This window comes from Lysinibacillus sp. 38-6, assembly GCF_046245175.1.
In the GTDB taxonomy this organism is placed as follows: Bacteria; Bacillota; Bacilli; order Bacillales_A; family Planococcaceae; genus Lysinibacillus.
The window spans coordinates 1,734,118-1,746,789 of the sequence record NZ_CP176417.1 but is presented as its reverse complement, the minus strand read 5'-3'; the positions used below and the strand labels follow the sequence as shown (position 1 = coordinate 1,746,789).

General features: G+C 40.1%; 15 protein-coding genes. 13 read left to right on the top strand and 2 right to left on the bottom strand.

Annotated elements, in window-relative coordinates:
* Nucleotides 1–59: 59 nt before the first annotated feature.
* From ACKVEV_RS09090 to ACKVEV_RS09080, 3 genes are read left to right on the top strand one after another with little or no spacing between them, the layout of a single operon-like run.
* Nucleotides 60–287 (top strand): spore coat associated protein CotJA, encoded by a 228-nt coding sequence (locus ACKVEV_RS09090; protein WP_409370067.1) that lies wholly within the window; start codon nucleotides 60–62, stop codon nucleotides 285–287.
* On the top strand, nucleotides 280–543 hold the full coding sequence (locus ACKVEV_RS09085) for a spore coat protein CotJB (protein ID WP_409370066.1): 264 nt from the start codon (nucleotides 280–282) through the stop codon (nucleotides 541–543). The genes ACKVEV_RS09090 and ACKVEV_RS09085 overlap by 8 nt, the downstream gene beginning before the upstream one ends.
* A gap of 41 nt (nucleotides 544–584) precedes the next feature.
* Complete coding sequence (locus ACKVEV_RS09080; protein ID WP_409370065.1) at nucleotides 585–1,154, top strand: manganese catalase family protein; 570 nt, start codon at nucleotides 585–587, stop codon at nucleotides 1,152–1,154.
* Between the two features lie 42 nt (nucleotides 1,155–1,196).
* Here the strand turns inward: ACKVEV_RS09080 and ACKVEV_RS09075 are convergent, their stop codons facing one another.
* Together ACKVEV_RS09075 and ACKVEV_RS09070 are read right to left on the bottom strand one after the other, a co-directional pair.
* A complete protein-coding gene (locus tag ACKVEV_RS09075) occupies nucleotides 1,197–1,853 on the bottom strand; it encodes a potassium channel family protein (RefSeq protein ID WP_409370064.1) in 657 nt (218 codons plus the stop codon).
* A 25-nt stretch (nucleotides 1,854–1,878) separates the two neighbouring features.
* Entirely contained in the window at nucleotides 1,879–3,216 is a 1,338-nt protein-coding gene (locus ACKVEV_RS09070) for a TrkH family potassium uptake protein (RefSeq protein WP_409370063.1), read from the bottom strand.
* Nucleotides 3,217–3,502: 286 nt separating this feature from the next.
* Between ACKVEV_RS09070 and rpsU the strand changes: the two genes are divergently transcribed.
* The 10 genes from rpsU (at nucleotide 3,503) to ACKVEV_RS09020 (ending at nucleotide 12,650) form a co-directional block, all read left to right on the top strand.
* Nucleotides 3,503–3,676: a 30S ribosomal protein S21 gene (gene rpsU / locus ACKVEV_RS09065; protein ID WP_004227078.1), complete on the top strand. Its 174-nt coding sequence runs from the start codon at nucleotides 3,503–3,505 to the stop codon at nucleotides 3,674–3,676.
* A 322-nt stretch (nucleotides 3,677–3,998) separates the two neighbouring features.
* Entirely contained in the window at nucleotides 3,999–5,327 is a 1,329-nt protein-coding gene (locus ACKVEV_RS09060) for an NfeD family protein (RefSeq protein WP_409370062.1), read from the top strand.
* A gap of 25 nt (nucleotides 5,328–5,352) precedes the next feature.
* Complete coding sequence (gene floA / locus ACKVEV_RS09055) at nucleotides 5,353–6,336, top strand: flotillin-like protein FloA (RefSeq protein WP_402925628.1); 984 nt, start codon at nucleotides 5,353–5,355, stop codon at nucleotides 6,334–6,336.
* A 27-nt stretch (nucleotides 6,337–6,363) separates the two neighbouring features.
* Nucleotides 6,364–6,846, top strand: coding sequence for a hypothetical protein (locus ACKVEV_RS09050; protein ID WP_409370061.1), 483 nt, complete (start codon nucleotides 6,364–6,366; stop codon nucleotides 6,844–6,846).
* A 55-nt stretch (nucleotides 6,847–6,901) separates the two neighbouring features.
* Entirely contained in the window at nucleotides 6,902–7,153 is a 252-nt protein-coding gene (locus ACKVEV_RS09045) for a hypothetical protein (protein ID WP_409370060.1), read from the top strand.
* A complete protein-coding gene (locus tag ACKVEV_RS09040) occupies nucleotides 7,153–8,265 on the top strand; it encodes a sporulation protein YqfD (RefSeq protein WP_409370059.1) in 1,113 nt (370 codons plus the stop codon). Before ACKVEV_RS09045 ends, ACKVEV_RS09040 begins: the two co-directional genes overlap by 1 nt.
* Before the next feature lie 2 nt (nucleotides 8,266–8,267).
* A complete protein-coding gene (locus tag ACKVEV_RS09035; RefSeq protein WP_409370058.1) occupies nucleotides 8,268–9,224 on the top strand; it encodes a PhoH family protein in 957 nt (318 codons plus the stop codon).
* A gap of 471 nt (nucleotides 9,225–9,695) precedes the next feature.
* Nucleotides 9,696–11,816, top strand: coding sequence for an HD family phosphohydrolase (locus ACKVEV_RS09030; RefSeq protein ID WP_409370057.1), 2,121 nt, complete (start codon nucleotides 9,696–9,698; stop codon nucleotides 11,814–11,816).
* A gap of 9 nt (nucleotides 11,817–11,825) precedes the next feature.
* Nucleotides 11,826–12,299: an rRNA maturation RNase YbeY gene (ybeY, locus tag ACKVEV_RS09025; RefSeq protein WP_409370056.1), complete on the top strand. Its 474-nt coding sequence runs from the start codon at nucleotides 11,826–11,828 to the stop codon at nucleotides 12,297–12,299.
* A complete protein-coding gene (locus ACKVEV_RS09020; protein ID WP_409370055.1) occupies nucleotides 12,300–12,650 on the top strand; it encodes a diacylglycerol kinase family protein in 351 nt (116 codons plus the stop codon). It abuts the gene before it with no gap.
* Nucleotides 12,651–12,672 lie beyond the last annotated feature (22 nt).

Here is a 12,672-nt window from a genome sequence, read left to right as displayed (position 1 = left end):
ATACATTTTTCCTTCACATATACTCGAATGATGTATTGCCTTTAGAAAGGAGGATTTTTATGTTTACGCAATATAAATATTGGCGTCCTTATATCAGCCCGTTTGACCCTTGTAAACCGATCGAAGTCAAAAGTTATGCCACACCTCCGCAATTGTATATAGGCTTTCAGCCACCGGGACTACCGCAATTTCAAACGGCTAAAGAAGCACTGAAGTTTGGAACATTATGGCCTCAATTTTTTAGCCCGTATCCGAATCCGGAGAGAGGTGGGGTGAAAGGTGAGTAAAAAAATGCCACCAGAGTTTTATACGCTTCTTGAGGAAATCCAAGCCGTTGATTTTGTGTTAGTTGAATTAAATTTGTATTTAGATACCCATCCACAAGATTATGCGGCGATCGCACAATTTAATGAAAATGCTGAAAAGAGTATGCGCTTAAAAATAGATTTTGAGCAAAAATTTGGACCGCTTATGAATTTCGGCAGAAGCTATTCTAATTATCCATTTAATTGGGTGGACACACCGTGGCCTTGGCAAGTTTAACGCATTGTTATGAAAAATAGTTGGATTAGGGGGAACGATGTTTGTGGTATTATGAAAAAAAGCTCCAATATCCAGTAAAAGTAAGTACATGTAACCCGATGCTAGCAAAGTTTTTAATAGAGCAGTATGGGGGTGCTGATGGCGAGTTGGCTGCGGCATTACGTTATATGAACCAACGATATACGCTACCTGATAAAGTAGTAGGTTTATTAACAGATATTGCGACGGAAGAGTTTTCTCACCTCGAAATGATTGCAACAATGATTTATAAACTAACGAAAGATGCCACACCACAGCAATTAAAAGAAGCGGGCATTGGAGACTATTATGTCAACCATGATAAGGCGTTGTTTTATCAAAATGCCGCGGGTGTGCCATTTACTGCAAGTTATATCCAAGCAAAAGGGGATCCGATTGCTGACCTTTATGAGGATATTGCGGCAGAAGAAAAAGCACGTGCCACCTATCAATGGATTATCGATTTATCAGATGACCCAGATTTGAATGATAGTTTAATTTTCTTACGAGAAAGGGAAATCATTCATTCGCAACGTTTTAGAGAAGCGGTAGAAATTTTAAAAGACGATGGCAACACGAAGAAAATATTTTAAACAGAAGGAGCGGTTGTATCGATACAGCCGTTTTATTTATAGTTATTCGATATTTGAAAAAAGCGTAAGGTCTTTTCGATGACCAATCATGACTAAAATATCTTCTTGTTCAATGAGTTGTTCAGGAGAAGGGGAAATAATAATATTGCCCTCTCTAACGATTGCGATGACGCTAACATTGAATTTCGCCCGTAAATCCAAATCACGTAAATTTTGTCCGGCCATTTTTGCTGGGATCATAATTTCTTCTATACTGTATTCTTTTGACAATTCAATATAATTTAGCATATTGGGCGAGAGCAGTTGATTCGCTACTCGCTCACCCATATCGCGCTCAGGATAGATAATCCAATCGGCTCCTACTTTATCTAACACTTGCCCATGTCTTTTACCAAGAGCTTTTGCAATAATTTTTTTTATGCCAAGTTCCTTCAGCAGGGAAACCGTTAAAATACTTGATTGCATATCGTTACCAATCGCTACAATAACACAATCAAAGTTACCTATTCCAATCGAGGTTAATGCTTTTTCTTCAGTCGTATCCGCAACGACTGCATGTGTTACATATGGCTCGGCATCTTCCACGCGCTCCTCATTGACATCGATGCCAAGCACTTGTTGACCTGCTTCATTTAGCCGTCTAGCAACACTTACACCAAATCTTCCTAGCCCGATAATGGCATATTGGTTGATTGTCATAGTTATGTGCACCCCTTGTAATTAGTTAACCAATCATAATATTTCCTTTTGGATGGTGGAATGCTTCTGGCCTCCGTCGTTTTGAAATGGCAAAAGCAATTGTTAAAGGACCCACTCTACCTGCAAACATGGTAAACATGATGAGAATACGTCCAGCAGGAGTTAACTCAGGTGTTAAACCCATGGAAAGTCCAACCGTACCAAAAGCTGATGTGGCTTCAAATAAATACATCATAAAGCTGTGCTTTTGTTCTGAGAGGCTTAGGAAGATGGTGACGAACACCACAATGATGACACCACACATGGCGACAGTTAATGACTTTAATATCGTGTCAACGACGATTCTACGACGAAATAACACAACATCTTCCTTCCCTCTAAGTTGTGCCCATAGTGTAGCACTTAAAACGGCGAAGGTAGTTATTTTTATACCGCCAGCAGTAGAGCCAGAGCCAGCACCGATAAACATTAACAAAATTATTAAAAACAATGTGGAGTGCGTCAGATCGCCGATAGGTAGGGTATTAGATCCAGCGGTTCTTGGCGTCACAGCTTGATAAAATGATCCTAAAATTTTGCCTATGCCCGATAAATTGCCGAACGTTTTACTATTACCAAATTCAAACAAAAATATTAAAAAAGTCGATCCTACAGTTAAAATAACGGTAGTGGATAGTACAATTTTGGAATGAACTGAAAGACGCCTTGTGTCACGATATTCATATAACTCATTCATCACAATAAATCCTAAACCACCAATTGTAATAAGTGCACAAATCGTTAACACAACAAATGGGTCATCAACATAGGCAGTTAATCCTTGAAAATTGCCCATTAAGTCAAAGCCTGCATTGTTAAAATTCGAGATAGCATGAAAAAAGCCAAAATAAAATGCTTTGCCAACAGGCATATTAAAGGAAAAACGAATTGATAAAATTAGGCCCCCAATTATTTCAATAAAGGCTGTAAATAAAAGAATTCTTTTTACTAATTTGACAAGGCCGGCGATTGAAATATTATTAAAGGCTTCTTTTAACAATAGCCTCTCTTTTAAAGATATTTTTTTTCCTAATAATAAAAACAGTAATGTTGCGAACGTCATAAAACCTAAGCCACCGATTTGGATGAGACTCAAAATAACTAATTCGCCAAACAACGTAAATGTATCGCCTGTATCGACTACAATTAAGCCCGTTACACAGGTTGCAGACGTAGCAGTAAACAATGCATTTAAAAATGGGAGTCCATTGCCATCCTCAGTTGCAATGGGCAATGTTAACAAACAGGCACCAATCAAAATAATCGTAGCAAAACCAAGGACAAGAATTTTGGGTGGACTTAAATAATTGATTAATTTTTTCATCGATATCTCCTAACTGTTAAATAACCCAAGGGCGTTTTTAACGAAAGATGAAAACGTCAATAACAGTTAACTTATAGCTATTCATAAAAATAAATTTACGGTATTGTTGGCTTAAAAGCCCCATTCCATTCCAAATACAAAGGGTGTTAAAAATTCTCTACGCGATTTTGAATACTTTCTATTGACCGTTATAAGACAATACGGTATAATTTTTTAGTACACAACAGTAGGTTATTAGCCTACACGCATTGTGTATTGACGTGTGTTCGGAGGGAGGGAAAGAGAGATGTCAAAAACTGTCGTTCGCAAAAACGAATCGCTTGAAGATGCTCTTCGCCGCTTCAAACGTACTGTATCAAAAAGTGGTACAATTCAAGAAGTTAGAAAGCGCGAGTTCTACGAAAAACCTAGCGTAAAACGTAAAAAGAAATCAGAAGCTGCACGTAAACGTAAGTGGTAATTTAATTTCCCATTAAAAATCCCTACGTTCAAAACACGCAATTGTATGATTCACTGAGCAGACAATGATATACCTGGAATTATTTGCATACGCAATTAATTCCGGGTATTTTGCATGATGCTCCTTTTTGCGGTACATATTTTTTAACAAGGCCGAATGAAGTCTGTCCAGATTTCATTCGGTTTTTCATTTATAACGAAGGCAAAATTGCGTCATTTATTTTCAATTCACTGTATAATAAAAATAAACAAGATTTTGTGAAACTTTTTACAAGGTCAGTCGTATATACAGTAGAGAAGCATGTTAGAAGGGAGGGAAAAAGATGCGGAAAAGGAGAATCCTTAGCTATATTATCGTCATCTGGTTAACGGTTTTGGTAGCGTTTCCATTGACTACTGCTTTTGCAAGTAGCAAGGTTTATCACGTCCCGATTCATGATGAAGTGGAACGTGGACTTCACGCATTTTTAGAACGAGCTTTTAAAGAGGCACAAGAAAACTATGCAGAAGCGATCATACTGGACATACATACGCCTGGTGGATTCGTTAATGCAGCTAGTGATATTGCGATGCTGATGGATGCCTCTACGATACGCACCATTGCTTTCATTAATAAAGATGCCCATTCAGCTGGTGCTTTTTTAGCCTTACATGCAGATGAAATTTATATGGTTCCCAACGGCACAATTGGCGCAGCGGCAGTTATTGATTCGGCTGGCAATGCAGCAGACAACAAGGCTCATAGCGCGTGGCTGGCGCAAATGCAGGCAGCTGCCGAAACGTCTGGACGAGATCCAAAATATGCCTTGGCCATGGCTGATTCCACAATTGAATTGCCAGAATATCGAGCTGGAGGCGAGAATTTATTAACGTTATCGGCTTCAGAGGCTGAAAAGGTCAAATATTCTGAAGGAACGGTTGCTAATTTTCAAGAGCTGTTAAAAAAAACGGGCTTAAAAGGTAGTGATATTGTACCGATTGAGCCAACCTTTGCTGAAAAAGTAGCTCGCTTTATTACCAACCCTCTTATTGTACCGATTTTATTATCGGTTGCGAGTTTAGGGCTTGTTATGGAGCTCTATTCGCCTGGCTTTGGTGTTCCGGGTATAATGGGGTTATCAGCACTCGGATTATTTTTCTTCGGTCATATGGTGGCTGGCTTTGCAGGCTATGAAACATTGTTAATTTTCATAGCTGGGTTAGCATTGGTCATTGCTGAATTTTTTGTCCCCGGAGGCATTGTTGGAATTTTAGGTGGCGTGCTTATAGTATTTAGCTTGCTGCTGGCAGGTGCAAACATGATGCAAATGGTCGTGTCGATTTTTATTGCGCTTGTAGTAGCCATAATAGGAATGGTGATCCTGATGAAATTTTTCGGTAAAAAAATGCATGTGCTAAACAAATTAGTGTTAATGGATGCAACGACAACGGAAGAGGGGTATGTATCGAACATTAATCGCACAGAATTGTTAGGAAAAGTAGGTGTAACGCTTACACCGCTTCGTCCAGCAGGCACAATGCGAATTGGTAGTGAACGTATCGACATCGTATCAGAAGGTGGCTATGTTGATGTTGGTAAAAAAGTAGAAGTAATTAAAGTAGAAGGCTCACGCATTGTCGTGAGACAAACAGAAAAAGAGATGGAGGAATAACAATATGGGATTTGATTTAGCTCTTATGGGACCAATTGTCGGGCTAGTCCTGCTATTTATTGTTGTCGCGGTATTCTTTACTTTTGTACCAGTGGCACTGTGGATTTCTGCACTTGCAGCAGGTGTCCGCGTTAGTATTTTTACATTAATCGGGATGCGCTTACGTCGTGTCATTCCCTCACGTATCGTCAATCCGTTAATTAAAGCACATAAAGCGGGTTTACCAGTAACCATTAATCAGTTGGAAAGTCACTATTTAGCAGGTGGTAATGTTGACCGTGTTGTGAATGCACTAATTGCTGCTCACCGTGCAAATATTGAATTATCGTTTGAACGTTGTGCTGCGATTGATCTTGCAGGACGTGATGTATTAGAAGCAGTACAAATGTCAGTTAACCCAAAAGTAATTGAAACACCATTTATTGCAGGTGTGGCGATGAACGGGATTGAAGTAAAGGCGAAAGCACGTATTACGGTGCGTGCAAACATCGAACGTTTAGTCGGTGGTGCAGGTGAGGAAACAGTTATTGCCCGTGTAGGTGAAGGGATCGTTTCGACAATCGGTAGTGCATCAAGTCATACAACAGTTCTTGAAAATCCTGATATGATTTCCCAAACAGTATTATCTAAAGGTTTAGACTCTGGTACAGCATTCGAAATCTTATCGATTGATATTGCGGATGTTGATATCGGCAAAAATATCGGTGCAGAATTACAAATTGAACAAGCGCAAGCAGATAAAAATATTGCCCAAGCAAAAGCGGAAGAACGCCGTGCGATGGCCGTAGCAAACGAGCAAGAAATGATTGCCCGCGTTCAAGAAATGAAAGCGAAAGTAGTAGAGGCGGAAGCGGAAGTACCACAAGCGATGGCAGAAGCTTTACGCTCAGGTAATCTCGGTATTATGGATTACATGAATTACCGCAATATTCAAGCGGATACAGCTATGCGTGACTCCATTTCAAAAGTAAGTACAGATAAAGCAGACCCAACTGAACCAAAAGCATAACTTACGGAAAGGAGCGAGTGCTAACAAATGGAACAGCTCATTATAATAGCAATTATTGGCATAGTCACCTCTCTTTTCGGTAAATTAAAAAATAATAACGAACAAAAATCAATGCCCCCTTTCAATAAATCTGCTCAACCTTCCGCTCATATGGAAGTAGATGAGCCGACGCAACATCGTCCAACTACTAAAAAGCAAAGCTTTGAAGATTTTGCACGTGAATTTTTAGGGGACATGACGACAACAGAGGTTCAGGAAAAGCGTGTGGAACCAGTGCAACCAAAAGTGCAGGAGCATATTCCGAGCTATGTAGCGCCACCCCTTATTCCGACGGAGCCATCTAGTCGTAAAACCGAGCGACCTTCCCTTGGTCGTCTGGCTGCTGGGAAAAATGACCGTCCAGTTGCAGTGTCAAGCAATGGATTTCAAGTACCAAATTCAAAAAAAGCATTGATGCAAGCAGTAGTGATGGCGGAAATTTTAGGTCCACCAAAAGCAAAACGAAAATAACTAGCATGTCCTCCTTTTTTGGCGCATATATTGCCGAAGAAGGAGGCATTTTTTTATGAAAAAATTATTTCAATTAACGCCACTACTTGAATTATCACAGTATGAAACATTAAAAATTATCGGTCCTTATCGCTTTTTACATGCGGATGCTACATCATGCTCTTTTATTTATGCGGATTATCATATTATCGTGCGTGGAACATCCGTTGTTATAAATGCAATCAAAGAAGAAATGCTCCACCTGTCAGTAGAGGACTTACAAGAACTACATGTAAAAATGACTAAAGATATGGGTGTGAGCAAATAATGTGGAACAATCGACCAATCATTATACGTATAAAGCGTCATGAAAATGTTCATCCTTTTATTCAAGCGTTGCACGCACAGCAAATACCTTTAAAACGTGTTGTTTTTCGGGAGCAAGAGGTTACATTTGAAACGAATATGGGGTACTTATCAAAAATTCGCCGTATACGTAGTCGCTATCGGCTGAAAATGTCAGTACATTATGCAGATGAGCAGCAAGTTTTTCGGGCACAATTATGGACATTGCTCGGACTGTTTGTCATGGTTTTAATCCCTGTATTATGTGCGCAAGTCGTTTGGCGTGTTGATATTGTCGCCGCTACACCAGAGTTACAACAACAAATAGAGAAAACATTTCAAGAAACATTCCAGATAGAAACACCGATGAAGAAAAAAGCAGTACCATCCGATGCAGTTATACGGCAGAGCCTGTTAGAAAAACATCGAGATTTAGCATGGGTGCATATTGAAAAACATGGTGGTCGCATGATTCTTAGACCACAGGAATCGCCAAAGCAAACGGAATTGACCACGGAGAAGCTAGCGACCCATTTAGTTGCTACAAAAAGTGGGGTTATTACTAATTTCAATATTCAACACGGCGAGCGGAAAATTTCCGTCAATGATACAGCCTATGAGGGGGATGTGCTCGTTAGCGGGGTTATTGAAAGCGGTGACGACCATGTCTTTGTGGGGGCAAAGGGAGAGGTATTTGCAGACTACTGGCTAGAGTGCTCATTTAAAATCCCAACGAAGCTAACCATTGAATCTTTACAACAAAAGCAATGGCGTGTCGTTGTGAAGGGGATTCATAAAGAGGCAGTTGATTATGTGCAAAAGAAAGATTTGCCAAGTTGGCTTGACCCCTATGTTTCAATTGTGGAAGAGCAGCAAACCAAAACGATGGAAATTACATTAGATGAATCAAAAATAGACACTCTGCTCATGCCGCTACTTCACGAAAAGATGCTTCAATCACTCCCTGCAAAAACGGTAATTAAGAAAGAAAACCTTTTACAGGCGAAGTGGGGGAATGGTACAGTTGAAGGGAAAGTTCTATTTTTAGTCAATGAAAACATTGCAAGTCCAATACAAGGGCCACAAGGAGAATGATTATGTCAGAACATTTAACTGTATTACAAGTGGATAATCCAAATGAAGCAGTCATGCTACTAGGTATTTCCGATGCGAATATGAAATTAATTGAAGAGGCACTTCATGTCCATATCATTACCCGCGGTGAGCAAATTCAACTTGCTGGTGAAGAAGAGGCAAAAGAACAAGCGACATTTCTTTTACATGCACTTTTAAAAGTGATTCGCAAAGGCATTAATATTGATCAGCGTGATGTAGCTACGGCAATTGAAATGACACAAAAAGGGACAGTAGAATACTTTGCAGAACTTTACGATGAGGAAGTTGCACGCACGACTAAAGGCAAGCCGATTCGTGCAAAAACAATAGGTCAACGAGAATACATACAAGCGATTCGTCACAAAGACGTTGTTTTTGGTATTGGTCCAGCAGGTACCGGAAAAACGTATTTAGCGGTAGTAATGGCTACGCAAGCGCTTAAAAATGGGCATGTAAAACGAATTATCTTAACACGTCCTGCAGTGGAAGCGGGAGAGTCACTTGGCTTCCTGCCTGGTGATTTAAAGGAAAAGGTAGATCCCTATTTACGCCCACTCTACGACGCGTTAAACGATATTTATGGGGCCGAACAAACGCAACGTCTAATTGAGCGAGGAACGATCGAAATCGCGCCATTAGCCTATATGCGTGGACGTACGTTAGATGATGCCTTTGTTATTTTAGATGAAGCACAAAATACAACACATATGCAAATGAAAATGTTTTTAACTCGCCTAGGCTTTGGTTCGAAAATGGTCATTACGGGCGATAAAACGCAAATTGACCTACCAAAAAATACGGAATCTGGCTTAATTGTTGCAGAGCGCACATTAAAATATGTCAGTTCGATACACTTCCAAATTTTGGAGCAAGGCGATGTAGTGCGCCATCCAGTCGTAGCAAAAATCATCAAAGCTTACGAGGATCAGCAACTTTAACATAACCGCCTAAAGGCGGTTATGTTAAAGTCTGTACCGAAAGCGAAGCGACAGGTACAACGAAAAAAGTCTGTACCGAAAGCGAAGCGACAGGTACAACGAAAAAGTCTGTACCGAAAGCGAAGTGACAGGTACAACGAAAAAAAGTCTGTACCGAAAGCGAAGCGGAGGACGGATGACTCCAGCGGGGACAGCACAAAACATAAGACGCAACAGGCGGCGCGACAGCGACGGTTGCGGCTTACGTTGTGCCCGCGGAAAGTGCCCGCCCGCAGCGGAAATCAACTGCCATCACCTGTACCAAAAACGAAGCGACATATTCAGCGGTTTAAATAGGTAAAAAGTGATAAATAAATAGAAATATGACGGCTATACGAATGCGTATAGCTGTTTTTTTGCTTTCTTTATACATTTTTCGGGAAAAATGTTTTTTGAATTGGTATGATAGAAGATAGATAGAGGAGGTGCCAAATGGAGAAGCAACTTCAGAAAATTACGGAGCTTATTGGGTTTCGCTACTTTTTGATTGTCGTTCTCATCCTTACAGGCGCATTACAGTTTACATTTATGTATGGCAATGTGAAGGGTGTTACATATGATTTTAAACCATTACAACTTGCATCAGAAACAGTACGGTCGACGAAAACAATCGAAGATACAGTGAAGACTCAACAGGAACGAGAAAAAGCTGCTAACGCAGTGACGCCCGTCTATCAGTTTTCAGAAGACGTTGCTAAACAACGTGTAGCAATCGTGACGTCTTTATTTGATTATGTGCTTGAAGTGAAAAAGGATGTTGAGAGTAATAAAGATCCTGATGCACCTGTCGATCAAGTGGCAAAGCTCCGAAAAAAATTAGAATCAATTGATGTAGACCAAATGCCTGTTATCTTTACAGATGCTCAGCTCGAAGGTTTGTTACAACAAAGTGAAGCAGATTTAAAGAGAACAAGTGTGCAACTATCAAAACTAGTCCAAGAATATTTACAAAAATCCATTCGCAAAGAAAATGTATTAGCGGCTCAAAATGATTTTGAAACAAAAATTCGAGGACAACGCGGTTATCCCGATAAAATTTTAAGCACAGTCGTATTAATTGGACGTGCAAGTATTGTTGAAAATGAAACAATTAATGAAGAACAAACGAAAGTGAGAATAGAGCAAGCAAAAGAAAGCGTTGAATCTACGCGAATTCTTCAAGGACAAATTATAGTACAGGAAGGTCAAATTATTGATAATGAAGCGTATCGTCAATTAGAGCTGCTTGGCATGGTGAGCAATAAAGCATCAATGAAGCCGATTGCAGGATTAATTATTTTAACGTTCCTTCAAATGATCTTTATGTACATTTTATTTGATCGTTGGGAAATAGAAGCACGTAAAAAGCGCAATGCATTACTCGTAACAGTAATTGTCTATAGTTTTTCTATCCTGCTTATGAAAATTATTAGCTTAGTAGCAGATGGTTTTGATGTAACGGTCGCTTTCTTATTCCCGACGGCTTTAGCGACAATGCTCGTGCGTCTGCTCGCGGATGACCGTACGGCAGTCCTAGTTACGGTCATGACAGCAGCTTCAGCAGGGGTTATTTTCCAAGAAGGTTATTCCTCCGTTATGCAAATGGAAATAACTTTGTATATTATCTTTGGCGGTTTTGCAAGCTTATTCTTTATGCGTAGTGTAGAAAAGCGTTCACATATTATGCAGGCGGTCGCGGTGATTTCACTAGTCAATATGGGCTTTATCGCATTTTATTTACTAATGACACAATCATCGTATGGGTTGTCTGAGCTATCGTTTTATTTAATAGCTGCGATTTTATCGGCACTCTTATCTGGTGCGCTGACAATGGGGTTATTACCATTTTTCGAGTCGGCCTTTAGTTTACTATCGACATTGCGTTTAATTGAGCTGTCCAATCCGAATCATCCATTATTGAAAAAGCTTTTAATGGAAACACCGGGCACATATCATCATAGTGTCATGGTGGCGAATTTAGCTGAAGCTGCATGTGAAGCGATTGGTGCAGATGGCTTGCTCGCGCGAGTCGGCTGTTATTATCATGATATCGGCAAAACGAAGCGACCTGCTTTCTTTATTGAAAATCAGATGGCCGGTATGAATCCGCATGATTCGATGCCGCCAGAAACAAGTGCAGAAATTATTATTGCACATACTACGGATGGAGCAGAAATGCTTAGACGCTATAAAATGCCACAAGAGATTATTGATATCGCGTTACAACACCATGGTACGAGTCTCCTGAAATTTTTCCTTTATAAAGCGAAGGAAGAGGGCAAAGTAATTGAGGAGGCGAAGTTCCGTTATCCTGGACCGAAGCCACAAACGAAAGAAGCCGCAGTTATTAGTGTAGCGGACAGTGTGGAAGCGGCAGTTCGTTCGATGAAAGAACCAAATGCTGAGAAAATTCACAAGCTCGTGCGTGCCATTATTGACGATCGTGTACAAGATCATCAGTTTGATGAATGCGATATTTCAATAAAAGAGTTAAAATGTATAGAGCAAATACTTTGTGAGACGCTGAATGGGATTTTCCATTCACGTATAGAATATCCAAAGGCAGATAAGTAGGAGGCACGAATGATTTTAACGATTGATTTTACAGATGAAACAAATGAAGTAACAGCACAACACAAGGAGCTTGTAGAAAAGCTTTTACAACATGCTGCGAAAGTGGAGAATATTGAACCGGAAACAGAAGTATCCGTAACCTTTGTAACGAACGAAGCTATTCGAGAAATTAACCGAGACTATCGCGGGAAGGACCAACCAACAGATGTGATATCGTTCGCTTTAGAGGAATTAGGCGAGGGAGAAATGGAAGTAACATTTGAAGGGATGCCACGTATTTTAGGTGATATTATCATTTCAACGGATCGTACAAAGGAGCAAGCTGAGGAATATGGACATTCGTTTGAGCGTGAATTAGGCTTTTTAGCTGTCCATGGCTTCTTGCATTTACTAGGTTATGACCATATGGTGCCTGAAGATGAAAAGGTGATGTTCGGCAAGCAAGAGGAGATTTTACAATCTTACGGCTTAGGACGTGACTAAATGGATTTCCGCAAATATGTTCGTTCGTTTGGATATGCTTTTGAAGGGATATTAACAGCATGGAAAGAACAAAACTTTCGATCCCACTTGCTTAGTGCGGTCATCGTTTTAATTGCTGGTTTTTTCACAGGTTTATCGCGAGTAGAATGGTTTATTGTGCTATTATTAATAGCACTGATGTTTGCGCTTGAAATGGTGAATACCGCAATCGAACGAGTTGTAGACTTAGCGTCAACAGAACTTCACCCGCTCGCCAAGCAAGCAAAAGATATTGCAGCGGGTGCGGTACTTGTATTTGCGGTATTCAGTGCTATAATCGGTTTACTAATCTTTATACCGAAATGGTTTTAGTTTGATGTTAGCGGAAGTCTTT